Origin of the sequence: Brevibacterium spongiae, from assembly GCF_026168515.1 — a bacterium.
In the GTDB taxonomy this organism is placed as follows: Bacteria; Actinomycetota; Actinomycetes; order Actinomycetales; family Brevibacteriaceae; genus Brevibacterium; species Brevibacterium spongiae.
In genome coordinates this window covers 2,654,327-2,672,029 of record NZ_CP093443.1, presented here as the reverse complement: position 1 = coordinate 2,672,029, position 17,703 = coordinate 2,654,327, and the positions used below count along the sequence as shown (strand labels likewise).

At 66.5% G+C, this 17,703-nt stretch carries 15 protein-coding genes; 13 read left to right on the top strand and 2 right to left on the bottom strand.

Annotated features, from left to right (window positions below; translation table 11 throughout):
- Positions 1-31 precede the first annotated feature (31 nt).
- From L1F31_RS11960 to L1F31_RS11925, 8 genes are all read left to right on the top strand, one after another.
- Positions 32-685 (top strand): TetR/AcrR family transcriptional regulator, encoded by a 654-nt coding sequence (locus L1F31_RS11960; protein ID WP_265417508.1) that lies wholly within the window; start codon positions 32-34, stop codon positions 683-685.
- A 178-nt stretch (positions 686-863) separates the two neighbouring features.
- Positions 864-2,048 carry a glutamate dehydrogenase gene (locus L1F31_RS11955; RefSeq protein WP_265417507.1) on the top strand — a complete coding sequence of 395 codons (1,185 nt, stop codon included), beginning with the start codon at positions 864-866 and terminating at the stop codon, positions 2,046-2,048.
- Positions 2,049-2,052: 4 nt separating this feature from the next.
- On the top strand, positions 2,053-4,095 hold the full coding sequence (locus tag L1F31_RS11950; protein WP_265417506.1) for an acetate--CoA ligase family protein: 2,043 nt from the start codon (positions 2,053-2,055) through the stop codon (positions 4,093-4,095).
- Between the two features lie 16 nt (positions 4,096-4,111).
- A complete protein-coding gene (locus L1F31_RS11945; RefSeq protein ID WP_265417505.1) occupies positions 4,112-5,794 on the top strand; it encodes a thiamine pyrophosphate-dependent enzyme in 1,683 nt (560 codons plus the stop codon).
- 89 nt (positions 5,795-5,883) lie between these two features.
- Positions 5,884-7,050: an acyl-CoA dehydrogenase family protein gene (locus tag L1F31_RS11940; protein WP_265417504.1), complete on the top strand. Its 1,167-nt coding sequence runs from the start codon at positions 5,884-5,886 to the stop codon at positions 7,048-7,050.
- Positions 7,051-7,251: 201 nt separating this feature from the next.
- The gene (locus L1F31_RS11935; protein ID WP_135539373.1) at positions 7,252-7,878 is read left to right on the top strand and encodes a superoxide dismutase; all 627 of its coding nucleotides are present in this window, start codon (positions 7,252-7,254) and stop codon (positions 7,876-7,878) included.
- A gap of 378 nt (positions 7,879-8,256) precedes the next feature.
- Positions 8,257-9,003, top strand: coding sequence for a 4-hydroxy-tetrahydrodipicolinate reductase (gene dapB / locus L1F31_RS11930; RefSeq protein WP_265417503.1), 747 nt, complete (start codon positions 8,257-8,259; stop codon positions 9,001-9,003).
- The gene (locus L1F31_RS11925; RefSeq protein WP_265417502.1) at positions 9,003-9,461 is read left to right on the top strand and encodes a tetratricopeptide repeat protein; all 459 of its coding nucleotides are present in this window, start codon (positions 9,003-9,005) and stop codon (positions 9,459-9,461) included. Before dapB ends, L1F31_RS11925 begins: the two co-directional genes overlap by 1 nt.
- Before the next feature lie 48 nt (positions 9,462-9,509).
- Here the strand turns inward: L1F31_RS11925 and L1F31_RS11920 are convergent, their stop codons facing one another.
- Positions 9,510-10,802, bottom strand: coding sequence for a heparan-alpha-glucosaminide N-acetyltransferase domain-containing protein (locus tag L1F31_RS11920; RefSeq protein ID WP_265417501.1), 1,293 nt, complete (start codon positions 10,800-10,802; stop codon positions 9,510-9,512).
- A 68-nt stretch (positions 10,803-10,870) separates the two neighbouring features.
- Here L1F31_RS11920 and ypfJ point away from each other — a divergent pair, with 68 nt between their 5' ends.
- The 4 genes from ypfJ (at position 10,871) to L1F31_RS11900 (ending at position 15,190) form a co-directional block, all read left to right on the top strand.
- Positions 10,871-11,752 carry a KPN_02809 family neutral zinc metallopeptidase gene (ypfJ, locus tag L1F31_RS11915; RefSeq protein WP_265417500.1) on the top strand — a complete coding sequence of 294 codons (882 nt, stop codon included), beginning with the start codon at positions 10,871-10,873 and terminating at the stop codon, positions 11,750-11,752.
- A gap of 78 nt (positions 11,753-11,830) precedes the next feature.
- Entirely contained in the window at positions 11,831-13,873 is a 2,043-nt protein-coding gene (locus tag L1F31_RS11910) for an oxidoreductase (protein WP_265417499.1), read from the top strand.
- Positions 13,870-14,493, top strand: a complete 624-nt coding sequence (locus L1F31_RS11905) for a TetR/AcrR family transcriptional regulator (protein ID WP_265417498.1) — start codon at positions 13,870-13,872, stop codon at positions 14,491-14,493. The genes L1F31_RS11910 and L1F31_RS11905 overlap by 4 nt, the downstream gene beginning before the upstream one ends.
- Before the next feature lie 16 nt (positions 14,494-14,509).
- Entirely contained in the window at positions 14,510-15,190 is a 681-nt protein-coding gene (locus L1F31_RS11900; RefSeq protein ID WP_265417497.1) for a VOC family protein, read from the top strand.
- A 4-nt stretch (positions 15,191-15,194) separates the two neighbouring features.
- Here L1F31_RS11900 and L1F31_RS11895 read toward each other — a convergent pair whose 3' ends face one another.
- Positions 15,195-16,592 (bottom strand): ATP-binding protein, encoded by a 1,398-nt coding sequence (locus L1F31_RS11895; protein WP_265417496.1) that lies wholly within the window; start codon positions 16,590-16,592, stop codon positions 15,195-15,197.
- Between the two features lie 174 nt (positions 16,593-16,766).
- Here L1F31_RS11895 and dapA point away from each other — a divergent pair, with 174 nt between their 5' ends.
- On the top strand, positions 16,767-17,690 hold the full coding sequence (dapA, locus tag L1F31_RS11890) for a 4-hydroxy-tetrahydrodipicolinate synthase (protein ID WP_265417495.1): 924 nt from the start codon (positions 16,767-16,769) through the stop codon (positions 17,688-17,690).
- Positions 17,691-17,703: the final 13 nt, after the last annotated feature.

Genomic DNA, 17,703 nt, shown 5'->3' with positions numbered 1-17,703 from the left:
GAGGACAGGGCGCTGAAGGGAGGCTGGGGAGATGGCACGAAAGAATGCAGCCGTGCGTCGGGAGGAGATCCTGGCGGCGACGGTCGAGGAGATCGACGCATCCGGACTGCGGGCCCTGCGCGTCTCCGACGTCGCGGCACGGCTGGGCTTGAGCGCCAGCCTCGTCATCTACCACTTCGAGACGAAGGAAGCCCTCGTCTCCGCGGCCTTCGACTATGCGGGACGTCAGGACATCGAGCATTCCCGTGAGATCGCTGCAGGGCGGGTACGGAACAGTGCTGCGGAACGGGCGTGGGACGGTGCAGCCGGTATGGACGGGGCGTCACCACTGTCACCTGCACGCAATCGCCTGCGGGACGTCGTCGGCTGGTACATGCCCAGCGGGTCCTCGCGCAGTTGGAAGATCTGGATCGACGCATGGTCGGCCGGTCTCTTCGATGAGGCCGTTTCGTCGACCTACGCCGCGCTCGACCGCGAATGGAAGTCCGTGCTGCGCGGACTCATGGACGAAGCGATCGCGGCAGGGGAGTGCCGGACCCCGACCGGCGGCACCGAGGCGTGCGCGACTCGGATCCTCGCCTACCTCGACGGTCTGGCGATCCAAGTGATGGTCAACCCTTCCGCGGTCGACACTGCCGTGCTCGCGACCTGGGTCGACGACTTTCTCAGCCACGAACTCGGGTGAGGGCTCTGCCAGGACTGCCTTTCGGGCGTCAAGGTGGATTCTCCGGGCCTCGGTGACCTGGGGCAGCGCGTGCCCTTGACGCGGTGTCCCGGCCCCGTCAGACTGGAAGCACACCGTTACTGAACCACGATTCAGTAAAGGACGAATGCTCCGCCTCAACGCCCCTCCTGGAGGCCCCATGTTCATGGACATCACGTGGCAGGACCCTGTCACCGGCGCACACGGCTATGTCGTCATCGACACCCTCGTGCGCGGCACGGCCTCCGGCGGACTGCGCATGCGCAAAGGCTGCACCCTCGAGGAGGTACGCGGACTCGCCCAGGGCATGACCCGCAAGGAAGCCATCCACCTCCGCGACGGCCGGGCCTACGTACCCGTCGGCGGCGCCAAGGGCGGCATCGACTTCGATCCCCGCGCACCCGGCGCGAAAGACGTCCTCGAACGCTTCCTCGTCGCGGTCAACCCGATCATGCACGCCTACTGGGCTCTCGGCGAAGACCTCGGCGTCCGCCAGGACGACATCGACGAAATCCTCGCCCGCCGCGAACTCGGCTCCGGACTCTCCGCCGTGGCGAAACTCGTCGATGACTCGGACGCCGTCGAAACCCGCGCGCAAACCGCGTTCTCCACCATCGTCGACGGAATCGCCCAGGACGAACTCGTCGGCGGACTCGGCGTGGCCACCTCGGTGATCGCCGCCCTCGACGCCGGCGGACGCAAGCCCAGCGAATCCACCGCCGTCATCCAAGGCTTCGGGTCCATGGGCGGAGCCACCGCCCGCTACCTCGCCGAGGCGGGACTGCGCATCGTCGGCATCGCCGATGCCGACGGGTTCGTGACCAACCCCGACGGACTCGACGTCGAAACCCTGCTCGCCACCCGCGACCCCTTCGGCGGAATCGACCGCTCCTCGCTGCGACCGGACGACCACGTTGGTGACCGCGACGATTGGCTGGCAGCCGACGCCGATGTCCTCGTCCCCGCCGCCGTCAGCTACGCGATCACTCCGGACAATTGCGACCGCGTCCAAGCCTCACTCATCGTCGAGGCAGCGAACATGCCCGTCCTGCCTGCCGCCGAAGAGACGCTGCGCTCCCGCGGGGTCACAGTGGTCCCGGACTTCCTCGCGAACTCGGCAACGAACGCCTGGTGGTGGTGGGTGACCTTCGGCGACGTCGACGGCAGCTGGGAGGACAGCCGGACCATCGTCACCACGACCCTTCGCGAACTCACCGCCGAGGTGCTCGCCACCGCGCGCGATGACGGCATCAGCCCACGTGCGGCCGCCCAGGCGAAGGTCGATGAGAACCTCGCCCGACTTTCCGACCTCGCTGCAGATCCCGCCTCGGCGCCGGAAAGCTAGCGACATGGATGCGTTCTTCGATCCCGGCAGCGTGGCCGTCCTCGGAGCATCGAACGATTCCAGCAAATGGGGCTTCTGGCTCGCCGCCGGAGCCCTGCGCGGAGCCGAGCGCCGCCGCGTCTATCTCATCAACTCACGTGCCGCCTCGATCCAAGGCCAACCGACGTTCACGCATCTGCGCGAACTGCCCGAGGTGCCCGAACTCCTCGTCATCTCCGTGCCCGGCCCCACGGTGGCAGGCGTCGTCGCCGAGGCGCTCGATCTCGGGGTGCGTGCCTTCCTCATCATCTCCGCCCGCGTCCCCGATGCGCCGGATCTGGCCGCCGCCATCCGGTCCGCCGGGGGACGCCTCATCGGCCCGAACTCGCTGGGCCTCGTCGACTCAAGCAATGAGCTGCTCCTGGCGTGGGGCAATTTCACGCCCGGGACCCTCGCGGTGGTCACGCAGAGCGGTCAGCTCGGCACTGAGATCGCGACGCTGTCGGCGCGCAGCGGACTGGGCATCTCCCGTTTCGCCTCGATCGGCGGCCAGTCCGATGTCCGCGCCGCCGAGGTGCTCTCCACCCTCGTCGACGATCCTGCCACCACTCAGGTCGCCCTCTACCTCGAATCGTTCACCGGCGGCACCGCCCTCGTCACCGCGCTCAAGGCCCTGCGCGCGGCCGGGAAGCCGACGATGATCCTCACCACCGGCGCCTCCTCTGCCGGGGCCCGACTCGCCAAGTCGCACACGGGTTCGCTGACCTCGACGATGGACACCGTCGACGCTGCCTGCCGCGCCGCCGGAGCCATTCGGCTCAACACTCCTGGTCAGCTCGTCGAACTCGCCGACTTCTTCGCCACAGGTTGGCTGCCTGCAGGCCATCGCGTCGCCGTGCTCTCCGACTCCGGCGGACAAGGGGCGATCGCCGCCGACACAGCCGAGAACTGGGGCCTCGGCGTGCCCGAACTCAGCCAGGACACCGGCCGACGCATGAGCGAACTGCTGCCAGAAGCTGACCACATCGACAATCCCATCGACCTCGACGGGGCAGGGGAGAAGAACCTCGACACCTACGCCGATGTCACCGAGGCGCTGCTGGCCGACCCCGCCATCGACGCCGTGATCCTCTCCGGATATTTCGGGTGCTATGGCCAAGACATCCCCGAACTCGGTGCGGCCGAGCTGGCCGTCGTCGAACGTCTCGGACAGGTCGTCGGGGAGGCGAAGAAGCCCGTCATCGTCCACTCCATGAGCGCGGACTCGCAGGCCGTGACCCGACTGTGGGAACTCGGCATCCCTGCCTACACCTCGATCGAAGCCGCCATGCGCGTGCTCGCCCACTCCGGCTTCTACGCCGCCCACTCCGGTCGGCTCACCGACACCCAGGATCTCACCGGTCCAGTGACCCCGTGGGGGACCGGCTACGCGGCCGCCCGCGACGTCGTCTCCCGGGCCGGTGTGCCCGTTCCCGCCGCGGTGAGCCTGGGGAAGGGACGCGAACCCGCCGAGGCGGTCCCGGACTCCGGACTCAAGCCCCCGTTCGCGCTCAAGGCCGGATGGCCGGCGCACAAGACCGAGGTCGGGGGCATTGTCCTGGGGTTGAACGATCTCGCCGCGGTCGACACTGCCTATGCGGACATGGTCGGCCGCCTCGGCGAGGGTGAATACATTCTTGAGGAGATGGACACACGCGATCATGTCGTCGAGATCCTCGTCGGTGGGCGGCAGGATGAGAACTTCGGACCGGTGGTCATGGTGGCGGCCGGCGGCACGGAGACCGAGCTCTTCGCCGATACCTGGCTCGAACTCGCGCCCGTGACCCATGTCGAAGCTCTCGACATGATCGCGCGACTGAGCTGCGCGCGGCTGCTCACCGGGTGGCGCGGTCGGCCAGCCGCGGACGTCGACGGACTCGCCGAGGTCATCGTCGCAGTATCGCGACTGGTGGCGGCGAACAACGATATCGCCGAGATCGAGATCAACCCGGTGCGTGTCGCTCCTGGTGGGGCGGTTGCCGTCGACGCGCTCGTCGTGACCGGCGAGAACGTGAAGAGCGCAGAATGAGAAGTGAGGAATGAGAATGGAACCAACGACCGTCACCGGCGGTGCCCACCTGGCCCGCGGGCTCAAGGCCGAGGGGATCACCCGCGTCTTCGGGATCCCCGGCACCCACAATCTCGAGATCTTCGCGCAGCTGTCGGCTCAGGGAATCGACATCGTCTCGCCCCGCCACGAACAGGGTGCCGGCTATATGGCCGATGGTGCCGCCCGCGTCACCGGCGAGGTGCAGGTGATCGTCACGACCACGGGACCGGCCGCGCTCAACGCACTGACCGCGCTGCTGCAGTCGTTCACCGACTCGGTGCCCGTCCTCCTCATCACCCCCGGCATGCCGCTGACCCATCCAGGCCGCGGCAACGGACTCCTCCACGAAGTCCGCAACCAGTCCGCCGCGCTGTCCGCGGTGCTCACCGAAGTCATGCGGGTCACCAGTCCCGGTGAGGTATCCCTGGCCGTCGGGCAGACCCTGTCTGCCATGCGTTCGGGCAGGAAGAGACCGGCCGCGATCGAGATCCCCCTCGACCTCATTGAAACCGAGGGTCCTGGCCGGCTGCACCCGTCCGTGACCCGGGCCCTGCCCGGTCCGGTCACCGAGCAGATCGACAGCGCCGCCGAGGCGATCGCCGCCTCCCAGCGTCCGCTCATCATCGCCGGGGCCGGGGCGCTCGGTGCGGGTGCCGCGGGTGTCGGCCACGGCGCGGGGGACGCGGGTGGTGCAGGGGAGGAGATCACAGCTCTGGCGGAGACGCTCGGGGCCGGGATCGTCCTGTCCTCGAACGCGAAGGGACTCGTCGATGACCGAGCCGAGACCACCATCGGAGCGATCGGAGTCCTCGAACTCCTCCCCGAACTCACCGGTGATGCCGATACGGTCATCGCGATCGGCACGGAACTCGCGCCCAGCGACTTCTGGCCCGAACCGCTGCCCCTGCCTGAGACCGTCGTGCGCATCGACATCGACGAGGTGCAGATGCTCACGAACGCGACAGTGACCCACCCGATCCTCGCCGACGCGCAGGCCGCGACTGCGGAGCTGAACGAACGAGTGACTGCGATGGGGGCGCAGTCTGCGACTGCCGCCGCACGGGACTGGACGGCGGGCTGGAAGTCAAGGGCCGCCTCGGCGGGGGAATCCGATGGTCGGCCCTGGGCCGAGCTCACCGACGCACTCACCGCCTTCGGGGACTCGGCGGAGACGCCGCTCATCGTCGCCGCGGACTCGACGATGGCCTGCTACTACGGTGTGCAGACCGGGTGGAAGGCGCGCCCCGGAGACCGGTTCCTCTACCCGGCCGGGGCGGGAACCCTCGGGTACGGGCTGCCCGCCGGAATCGGAGCGAAACTCGCATCACCGCAGGCCAGGGTGGTTGCTGTCGAAGGTGACGGCGGGTCGATGTTCACCATCGCCGAACTTGCCGCGGCCGTGCAGGCGGGCGTGCGGATGACGCTCATCATCGTCGACAACGGCGGGTACGGCGAGATCCGCAATGAGATGGAAGACCGCGGGGACACTCCCTCGGGCGTGAAGCTCACCGGCCCGGACTTCCCGGCACTCGCACGCGCGATGGGTGCCCGCGGGGTCCACGTCGATGGTCGGGACGCGCTGCTGGAGGCACTGAATGAGGCGGAGGCAGGGGAGGGGCCGACGCTCATCCACATCGTCGAGGACTCGCGAGCCGGAGCGGACATGCTTCGCGGCTGAGGATCGCCAATCGTCGGTCGGGCGCAAAGGCGCGCCCGACCTCCACACGAATCAGAGTCCGGGCTCTGTACCCATCAAAGGAGATCATCATGAACTACACACCGTGGCCGCTGTCGGACGAGCAGCACGACATCCTCGACCTCGTGCGCGGATTCGCAGCAAGCACGATCCGGCCCAATGGTCGCCGCGTCGACGAAGCCGACACCGAATCTCCCGTCGGCATCTTCAGGGCCGCCGCGAAGCTCGGGATCACGGACTTCATGATCCCCGAGGAATTCGGCGGCGGAGGATTCACCGACGTCTTCACCCAGTGTCTCGTCCAGGAGCAGCTGTGCTTCGGCGACCCCGGAATCGGAAACTTCGTGTGCTCGAACGGCTTCTTCGCCGACCCGATTCTCGCGCTCGGCACTGATGAGCAGAAAGAGGAATGGCTGCGCCCGCTCACCGGTGCCGACCCGAAGATCACTGCTTTGGCGACGACGGAACCGGGATCAGGATCGGACTCGGCGTCGATCATCACACGGGCGGACCCTGTCGAGGGCGGTTACGTCCTCAACGGGCAGAAGGCGTGGATCTCCAACGCCGGGCTCGCGGACTTCTACGTCGTCTTCGCCAAGACCGACCCGACTCAGCGCTCCCGCGGAATCAGCGCCTTCCTGCTGCCGCGGGACACCGAGGGGATGGAATTCGGGGCGCCGATGAAGAAGATGGGCCAGCGGGCGATCGTGTGTCGGGAGATTTTCTTCTCCGACGCGTTCGTGCCGGTCTCGGGCCGCCTCGGCGAGGAGGGGCAGGGTTTCTACGGACTCATGCGCACCTTCGACGTCTCTCGTGTCGTACTCGGGGCGGCGTCACTGGGCACGGCACGGGCGGCATTCGAATATGCGCGCGACTATGCGCGGGAGCGGACCCAGTTCGGGACGACGATCATCGACCATCAGGCAGTGGCCTTCCGCCTGGCCGATATGGCCTCGCGCATCGATGCTGCCTGGCTGCAGGTGCTCAACGCCGCGCGGATGCTCGACGCCGGGGATGCCGTTGACCGGCAGACGATGACGTCGACGGCGGCGATGGCGAAGCTGACCGCCTCGGAGACGGCGATGTTCTGCACGTGGGCTGCGGTGCAGACCTTGGGCGGGTGGGGATATTCGCGCGAGCATCCGGTCGAGCAGTGGATGCGCGATGCCAAACTCGAGGAGATCGAGGAAGGCACCTCGGACATCATGCGCCTGCTCATCTCCCGCAACCTCGGATGAGCACACGTTTCGGTCTTTTCGGTGGACGAGCTCGGGAGGTTCGGCGAACGAGCGCGGGGCGGTCTGATGGGATGACCGGAAAGGTTCGGACAAAAGGGAATAGGACTTGCGGACCCCTTGTTGTTCGAGATGAGACCCTGGGATAGGGTCGAAATGAAGCCACCGATGTGGTGGTCATCAAATCTGATCAGGAGGAATCTCATGGCTGAGCAGTACACACTTCCGGAACTGCCCTACGACTACTCCGCTCTTGAGCCGCATATCTCGGCTCGCATCATGGAGCTGCACCACGACAAGCACCACGCCACCTACGTCAAGGGCGCCAACACCGCCGTTGAGCAGCTGGCCGAAGCCCGCGAGTCCGGCAACCTCGCCAATGTGCCGAAGCTGACCCGCGACCTCGCGTTCAACCTCGGCGGACACGTCAACCACTCGATCTTCTGGAACAACATGTCCCCGGACGGTGGAGACAAGCCGGTCGGTGAACTCGCCGCTGCCATCGATGACCAGTTCGGTTCCTTCGACAAGTTCCGCGAGCACTTCACCACCGCAGCCACCACGATCCAGGGCTCCGGCTGGGCCGTCCTCGTCTACGACCAGCTCGGCGGAAACCTCTTCATCGAGCAGCTCAAGGACCAGCAGTCCGACATCCAGCTCGGCGGCACCCCGGTTCTGCAGCTCGACATGTGGGAGCACGCCTTCTACCTCGACTACCAGAACGTCAAGCCCGACTACGTCAAGGCTTGGTGGAACATCGTCAACTGGGCAGACGCCGGCGCACGCTTCGACCGCGCAGTCGCTCAGACGAAGGGCCTCCTCCTCGGCTGACCCCTCCTTATTGCTACCCGACGGCGCCCCAGCAACGTCTCGCCAGGTTGCTGGGGCGCCGTCAGGTGTTTTGGGGCGCGACCGCAGCACAGACGGTGCACGGTCGTGGATCGAAACCATCACCGTCGCCGAGGCGGAGGGCAAGGTCTGCGCCTTCGCCATCGTTGATGAGTCAGGCGGACCGCGTCTCCCGCTCCGAGCTACCTGACGGCGCCCCAGCGTGGTGGCGCCAGGGTGTTGGGGCGCCGTGAGGTAGCAAATGGGGTGTTCGGTGGGTGACTGGATGTGAAGAGACCTGCTGGGGGTCGCTAGACTGGCCTGCGGAGAGCTGAGATCATCACACCTCGCAGGGATCAGCACACTAGGAGTCACAGACATATGAGCATTCGCGTAGCCGTCATCGGAGCCAAGGGCCGGATGGGGTCCCACGCCGTCGAAGCGATCAACGACGCCGAGGGACTCGAACTCGTCGCGGCACTCGGCAGCAGTGATTCCCTCGAGACCCTGCTGGAGAAGAACATCGACGTCGCCGTCGAACTCACCGTGCCGAAGTCCACCGAAGACAACGTCACCTTCCTCGTCGAGAACGACATCGACACCGTCGTCGGCACCACCGGCTGGGACAACGACCGCCTGGCTCGCCTCGAAGCCACTCTCAAGGACTACCCGAAGACCGCGGTCCTCATCGCCCCGAACTTCTCGATCGGCGCAGTCCTGGCGATGCGCTTCGCCGAACTCGCAGCCCCCTACTTCGACTCCGCCGAGGTCGTCGAGACCCACCACACCCGCAAACTCGACGCCCCGTCCGGCACCGCGAACCACACGGCCCTGCGCATCGCCGCAGCCCGCAACTCAGCCGGACTGCCCGCCGTTCCCGACTCGACGGAATCCGATCCGCTCGGTGCCCGCGGCGCCGTCATCGACGGCATCCACGTCCACGCGATCCGCCAACAGGGCATGAACGCCCACGAGGAGATCCACTTCGGCTCCGACGGCGAAGCCCTGACCATCCGCACCGACTCGCACTCCACCTCGGCGTTCATGCCGGGAATCGTCACCGCGGTGCGCTCGATCGCCGACTGCACGGGGCTCATCCACGGCCTCGAGAACATGCTCGACCTCTGATGTCGAAGGCTAAGATCGGGGCGATCATCGTCTCCGTCGTCCTCATCTTCTACTTCGTCCTCATGGGGCAGCGGGCATGGATCCTCGTCCGCGAACCCGACCTGATCCCCAAGATCATGGGCATCGCCCTGTTCGTGCTGCCGATCATCGGCGCATGGACGCTCATCGTCGAACTCAGCTTCGGGGCTCGGACGGAGAAGCTCGCACGCATCCTCGGCGAAGAAGGCGGACTGCCCGTCGACGATCTGCCCAGGACCCCCGGCGGGAAGATCATCCGTGAAGCCGCTGACAAGGAATTTGTGAAGTACGAGGCCGAAGCCGAGGCCGCGCCCGAGGACTGGCGGTCCTGGTTCCGCCTCTCATGCGCCTACGATGCCAGCGGAGACCGCAAACGCGCCCGCGCCACGATGCGCAAATCGATCAGCCTCTTCCGCGAAGGTCAGACGCAGGGCGCCTGAACGCGTTCACGCGGAGTCCGGCCGAACTCACGTTGAGACGGGCCGAACTCACACGGAATCGTCGCCCCGCCTCGGCGAGGGTGAGCGCGTGGACGAAGGTGAGCGCGACGTCGAACGGATGATGGCCGCGATCCCACCTTCCAAGGGCCCGCGCGGGCTGACGAACAGTTTCCACAGCAGCGGCACGAGTACGAAGATGAGCGCGTGTACGAGAAATTCGGTGGACTGTTCGGCCACGGTTCCAGCACCGTCCCTCGGATCCCCGACCAGGGCCGGCCGGGTGATCTCGAGCAGCACGACGTGCGCGGCGTAGACGCTCAGCGGCATCGATCCCGGTGCCGACAGCGGCGCGAGCAGCCACGAACGACGACCCAGCAGCGTGGCCACGGCCTGGCATGCGGCAATCGCCATCACCGCGGTTCCTCCGGTGGAGAGCAGATCGAACGGCGTCCCCGAATGCGGTCCCGCGATCGCCAACCACCACCACGAGGTCGCCGGGCTCACCCCATAGCTGCCGGTGAACAGGGCCGCGGTGAGATCGATGCCCCACATCTGCGAATCCTGCACGAGCGCGGCATCCCCACCGAAGACGTTGAGCAGCAGCCATGAGCCGCCGCGACCGACGACGAAGAGTCCGAGCCCGAAGGTGAACAGGCCGAGCAGATGCTTGCCGATGTCGACCTTCACCACGGCCATGCCCAGCAGAATATAGGACATCCACTGCAGCACCGGGTAATAGCCGGTGAGGAAGAGGTCCGTGAGCATCGTGGCAGGGGTCGCGAAGTCGAAGAAGCCCATCGGCAGGTAGTTCGGCTCGAGGAGGAACGTCGACCGCGCCCACATCGACACCACGGGGGAGACCAGCATCCACAGCCCGGCGATGACGAAGAGCGCAGGCGCCCGCAGCCGCAGGAAGAACAGGGCGAGGGCGAACATGATCCCGTAGTTGACGAGGATGACCGCCAAGAGGCTGGAGACCGATCCGAGGCACAGACCGATGAACACGATCGCCGCCGCCCGGATGAGCACGCTCGGCGCCGCATCGCGCAGCCGTCCGTACGCCGCCAGCCGGGAGTGAGTGGACAGCACCAGCGAACAGCCGGCGAGGACCGCGAACAGCGCCGAGGCGCGACCCGCGAAGACCGCCGCCCACGTCGGCATCCCCGCATCGTCGGCGAGTGCGAAGATATGCGTGACCATCATCGCCAGCAGGGCGATCACACGGGCGACATCGAGTCCGATGAGCCGCCCGGCAGGGCTGAATCGGTCGAACACCGTCGCCGAGGTGGCCGTGGAGTTCGCGTCGTACGCTCGGTGGGAGTCCGCCGGGTGAGAGCTCATAGAACGATTCTCACACGACTTCACTTCCGCCCGCCCGAACGGGTACGCCGCCGGGGTATCTTTATGCCGTGACCTTCAACCCGAACGCCGACATCAGCGGCAACAGGACGAGCAAACGCGGCCGCAACACCGCGATCGTCGGCGGTGGCGGCGTGGGCATCATCGGTCTGCTCGTCTTCCTCATCGGACCTCTGCTCGGAGTCGACGTCACCGGGCTGATGGGCGGCATCACCCCGGACGGCGGCGGCAGCCAGAACCAGTCGAGCGGGACGAGCATGTCCCAGTGCGATACCGGTCAGGACGCGAACGAGAACATGGACTGCCGCATGGCCGGTGCGCAGGTCGTACTCGACGACTACTGGGCGCAGAAGGTCGACGGCTACCAGCCGCCGGAGATGACGATCGTCGACGGGCAGACCTCGACGGCGTGCGGCACCGCCTCGAACCAGGTCGGTCCCTTCTACTGCCCGTCCGACCAGGGCGTCTACATCGATCCGAGCTTCTTCGACCTCATGCGCCAGCAGTTCGGTGCCTCGGCCGAGGAACTCGCACAGCTCTACATCGTCGGTCATGAGTGGGGCCATCACATCCAGAACATCACCGGAGTCATGCGCGAACACCCCAACGACGGCACCGGGGCGGACAGCAACAGCGTGCGCACCGAACTCCAAGCCGACTGCTATGCCGGCGCATGGCTGGGCGACGTCACGACCCTCACCGATGACAACGGCACCCCGTACCTCGAAGAGCCCACCCAGGAACAGCTCGATGACGCCCTCAACGCGGCCTTCGTCGTCGGCGACGATCACATCCAGGAGCAGTCCGGGTTCTCCAACCCCGAATCCTTCACCCACGGATCGAGCAAGCAGCGCCAGAAATGGTTCACCTCCGGCTACAACGAAGGTTTGAACAGCTGCGACACGTTCGCAGTCTCCGGCGACCAGCTCTGAGTCCGCCCCTTGCCCCAGTTAGTCATACGGTGATATGAATAACGGAGTCAGCAGTACCCCGAGTGATCAAGGACGATCATGTCTCAGCTGTTCCCGCACCTCTTCGAACCCATCACCTTAGGCTCCACGCTGATTCGCAACCGCATCGTCTCCTCCGGTCATGACACGGTCCTCGACGATCACGGCCACATCGGCGACGACCTCGTCGCCTACCACGAAGCCCGCGCTGCCGGTGGTGCCGGACTCATCGTCCTCCAGGTCTCCGGCGTCCACGAATCCGCCCGCTACACCAGCCACGTCCTCATGGCCACCGACGACTCCTCCGTTCCCGGGTATGAGGCCGTCGCCGAGGCGGTCCACCGTCACGGGGCGACGATCTTTGCGCAGCTCTTCCACCCGGGCCGCGAAGTCATGGACGGCGAGCACGGCATGGCACCGCGGGCCAAGGCCCCGAGCGACGAACCGCAAGAACGCTTCAAGGTCGTCCCGGAAACGCTGACCACTGCCGAGATCAAGGACATCATCGCCGGCTACGGGCATGCGGCGAAGCGGATCACCGATTCCGGCATCGACGGCGTCGAGATCGTCGCCAGCCACGGCTACCTGCCCATCCAGTTCTTCAACTCCACCGTCAACACCCGCACCGACGAGTACGGCGGCAGCCCCGAAAACCGTCGCCGGTTCCTCGCCGAGGTGGCCCAAACCGTCCGCACAGCCATCGGCCCTGACATCGTGGTGGGCGTGCGGATCTCCGGTGAGGAGAAGACCGAGGACGGTCTCGTCGCCACCGAGATCCTCGATCTCATCGAACACCTCGACTCCCTCGAGGCGAGTGGTGTCGACTGCCTCGACTATTTCTCCATCACCGCCGGAGACTCCTCGACCCTTCAGGGCGCAGTCCACATCGTGCCGTCTATGCAGATCGACCCCGGCTACGCGACGAACCTGTCCGAACAGGTTAAGAAGATCACCGACAAGACCGTCATGGTCGCCGGACGCATCAACCAGCCCCATGAGGCCGAGGCCGCCATCGCCGAGGGCCGCACCGATATGGCGATCATGACCCGCGCCATGATCTGCGACCCCGAGATCGCGAACAAATCCCACGCCGACAAGGTTGACGAGATCCGCGCCTGCATCGGCTGCAACCAAGCCTGCATCGGCCACTTCCAACAGGGCGTGCCGATCTCGTGCATCCAGTACCCCGAATCCGGGCGAGAGCTCACCTTCCTGCCCCGGCCACGGGTGCGCGCCCGACGAAAAGTCCTCGTCATCGGCGGGGGACCGGCCGGACTCAAAGCCGCCGCAGTCGCCGCCGAACAGGGCGATGACGTCGTGCTGTGTGAGAAGGAGCCCCACCTCGGCGGGGCTGTGCTGCTGGCTCAGGAACTGCCGTACCAGACCGAATTCGGGGGAGCCGCGACGAATCTGATCGCCGAGGCGACCCGAGCAGGAGTCGATATCCGCAGGTCCGCACCGGCCACCCAAGACCTCGTCGACGCCATCGACCCCGACCATGTCATCGTCGCCACCGGTGCGATCCAGCGCATGCCGGGACTGGAGATCGCCGATGATGCGCTCGTTCTCGGAGCCCGCGACTATCTGCGGGAGAGCCTGGACCTGCCGGCCGGGCGTGTCCTCGTCACGGACTGGAAGGGCGACTGGATCGGACTCGGCATCGCCCTGCGCCTGGCCGAAGCCGGCCGCCAGGTGAGCCTGGCGACGGCCGCGAACTTCGCCGGTGCCGCCATCCAGCAGTACACACGGACTCTGCTCGTCTCGCAGGCGCTGCGCATGGGACGTATCAATTTCATCAATGACGCCCGCCTCGTCGGCGTCGATTCGGACACCGGGTACCTGCAGTCCACACTGTGCGAAGTCGTCCACGAGGTCGAGGGAGTCGCCGCGACGATCGTCTCCGCGGCCCCGCGATCGGTCACTCCCGACCTCGTCTTCGGGACCGCCTCGGTGACGGTGATCGGGGACGCGCTGGCTCCGCGCACCGTCGAGGAAGCCGTGTTCGAAGGCCTCACCGCGGCCACCGCGGTGGCCACGGGGGAACGGGGCGGCGGTCAGCCGACAGGGGAGCAGGCCGTGGGAGAACGGGAGGTCCGCGCATGAGCCCGCGTCCGGCTCAGCCGCCCGAGCAGGCCGAGGCGAAGAAGTTCGCGATCATTCAAGCGACCCTGGATGCCATCGTCGCGAAAGGTCCTGCCGCCGTCCGGCTCGGGGATGTGGCGAAAGCGGTCGGGATGTCGATCGGCACTGTCCAGTACTACTTCGAGTCGCGGGACGAACTGCTCGCCCAGTCGTTCTCCTTCCACACCGCGACGGTGCTGCTGCACCTCGAGGAGATGGCGAAACCCGGGGCTGACCTGCGGCGATCGTCGGCTCGCTCTCGTCTGGACAACGCGTTCGCCGCGGTCCACGGGGTGGGCATGCACGAACAGCGATCTCGGATCTGGATCGAACTCGTCACCGCCGCCCGGACAGATGACGGCCTGCAGAACTGCGTCGATGCCGTATTCGCCGGATGGCGGAAGCTGTTTCGCACGATCGTCGACTATGGGCTGGAAAGGTACGAATTCTCACTCTTCGACCTCACCGCCGCCGAAGTGGTCGACACGTTCATCGCCATCATCGACGGCTTCGACCTCGCCACGGTCGCTGGCCACGGACCGCAGCCGGAGACGATGACGCGGATCCTCAGCGAAACCGCCGACCGCCTGCTCGATGGCTGAGAGGACGAACACCGAAATGAATGAAGACGTGCTCAGCTCCGCGCGGATTGCACGTGCCGGACTCGACGATTGGCGCCAGCTGGCCGGACCCATTCGCGCACGCTTCCTCACCGCGAACTTCGCGCAGGCACACGAATTCGCGGGAGCCGTCGGAGCGGCCGCAGAATCGGCGGGGCTCGCACCCGAGATCACCCTGACCGCCTCGAATGTCATCGTCACCGTGAGCAGCGCTGACGAGCGAGGGGTCACCGCAGCTGACGTCGACCTCGCGCGCACCATCAGCGAACTCGCCGCAGAGGCGGGACTGCAGGCCGCACCCGCGAGCCTGCAGCAGGCGGAATTCGCTCTCGACACCGCCTCGAGCGCTCGGATCGCAGGGTTCTATGCAGCCGTCCTCGACGCAGAATCCGACGCGACCCACTCAAACGGCGGCCTCATCGACCCGACCGGGCAGGTGAACACAGGGCTGTGGTGGCAAGAGCCGCGGACGAACAGCCGCTTCCCACTGCCCGAACCCGAGACCCCGCAACGCTGGCACCTCGACGTCTGGGTCGGACACGACGAAGCGCAGAATCGCATCGCCTCCGCTCTCGCCGCCGGCGGGCGCCTGGTCAGCGATGCGGCGGCACCGTCGTACTGGGTGCTCGAGGATCCCGACGGCAATCGGGTCTGCCTCTGCGCACCGATGGTCGAGTGAGGTTTCACAGCCGCGCGATCGTCTCCACGTCCTCTTCGAATTCCCGGGCCGTCTCTTCGGACACCGTCGCGCGCGTCGCCCGCAGCGCCTCGAGGTAGTCGTCAGTGGAGAGCACCTCCGTGCGCGAAGCGATGTCGACCTGCTGCTGACGCAGCGATGACGCCAACGCCTCCTGCGAAGCGCGTCTGGCCGCATACTCGATATCGGCCGGGGTCAGCCCGTCGCTGGCATTCACGAGCACCGCGAGATCGACCCCGGAGACCGTGTGCTCGGGAATGTAGCGCGACCAGATCGCCTCCCTGGCCGTGGCATCAGGCAGACCGATGGGAATGACATAGTCGAAGCGCCCATGCCGCAGGAACGCCGCATCGAGGGCGCGGACGAAATTCGTCGCACAGATGAGCAGCCTGCCTTCCCGGTCCCGGAACTCCGCGACCTGCTTGAGCAGCTCGTTCGTCACTCCCTGCGTCGGCGAGGGCGGCTCACCTCCGCGCTTCGACGCGATCTCCTCGACCTCATCGATGAAGACCACAGCATGCTCGAGCTCGTTGATCTGCTCGAACGTCGACCTCAGCCCTGCCGCCACACCACCGGGCTCACCGGACAGCCGCGAGGGGAAGACCTCGACGAACGGCCAGTCCAGACGGGAGGCAACCGCCTTCGCAAACGTCGTCTTCCCTGTCCCCGGTGGACCGAAGAGCATCACCGCCCGAGGCGGGACGACCCCGAAATGATCCGCCAGATCCGGTTCGGCCAAGGGCACGACGAGGCGGTCCTCGAGCATGTCCTTCTCCTCCTGCATCCCGCTCACCCCGTCCCACAGGTGACGGGGCAGGATCCGTCCGCCCACCGTCTTGAGGCGGTCGAGTTCCCGACGTTGGACGGGCAGGTGCCGCTCGACGTACTTCAGCCCGGACCGGGCTTCGAAGCCATTGGCCACCAGGCCGTCGCAGGCCGACGTTCCAGCGGGCACGAGCATCGACAGCTTGCCCAAGCCCAGCGGCATGAGACGGCGTTCGAGCGCATCGAGCAGCCCCGCCTCGGCGCGGGTGCCCTGCTCCGGATCGGTGCGGACGGATTCGAGGACATGGAAGAACACGAGAATCCCCTGTCCGTGGGCGGCACGACCCACGGCGGCGCCGACGATCTCCTCATCGCGGACGGCGATGACAGCCTGATTGCGCTGGCAGGCGGCGAGCACCTCGGAGAGCGGATAGAGCAGCGGCGCGGGTGAGGCGGCCGCCCCTGGGAGGGCAACCTCGGTGAGCGTTGCCGCGGAGGAGGCGGCCGCCTCGGGGAGGCCGGAACCGGGATCCGCAGATTCGGCTGCGGCTGCCTCGAACAGACAGATGATTCCGTCGAGATCGTCATCATGGAAATCGCGGATGCGGGTGCGGGTCATCGAAAACTCCTTTGTTTCGGTGGCGGGCAGGGCTACAGAGTAGACGATCGAAGCGAATCCGCTGTGATCTGTCTCTCAGGACGGCCGCATATGCGCCGCAGTCGAGGCGAATGACACCCGCAACGCGGGAGGTCCACTGCACTCGTGAGACGACGTGGGCGGTATCCTGGGACCATGGCGATTCTCGGTGACCAGGCAGCAGCGACTGCCATTGACGCATTCGGTACTGTCGGCACGGCAATGGTGACCCCATTCAAGCGCGACGGAAGCATCGACTATGCGGCCGTGGAGAAGGTGGCGAACCACCTCGTCGAGCTCGGCAACGACATGCTCGTCGTCTCCGGCACCACCGGCGAATCACCGACGACGACCGACGATGAGAAGGTCGAACTGCTGCGCGTCGTGCGCGGAGTCATCGGCAAGCGGGCGAAGATCATCGCCGGCACCGGCAACAACGTCACCGCCCACACCATCGAACTCTCCAGGCGTTCGGCCGATGCGGGAGCCGACGGCATCCTCATCGTCACCCCCTACTACTCGAAGCCGACGCAGCCCGCGATCGAGGCGCATATGCGCGCGGCCGCGGACTCCACCGACCTGCCGGTGATGCTCTACGACATCCCCGGACGCGCCGGCGCCCCGATCATCACGGACACGCTGCTGCGGCTCTCGGACCATCCGAACATCCTCGCGGTCAAGGACGCCAAGGGCGACCTCTTCGCCTCCTCGTTCGTGATGAACAACTCCTCGCTGGTCTACTACTCCGGTGAGGACGCGCTCAACCTGCCGCTGCTGTCCCTCGGTGCGCTCGGACTCGTGTCCGTGGCCGGGCACGTGTGCTCCGACCGCTTCGCGACCATGGTGGCCGCAGTGGCGAACAACGATCTCAATACCGCACGCATCCTCTCCCGCGAGACCGCGGACGTCGTGGATGCGCTCATGAACCACATGCCGGGCGTGATCTCGGCAAAGGCCGCCTTGCAGGCCCAAGGAATACTCGACAACCGCGATGTGCGGATGCCGCTGCTCCCAGCAGATGAGGACCAGCTGGCGTTCGTCACCGCCCAATTGACCAGGAGTGGTTACCTCAGTGAATAATGCATTGACCCAA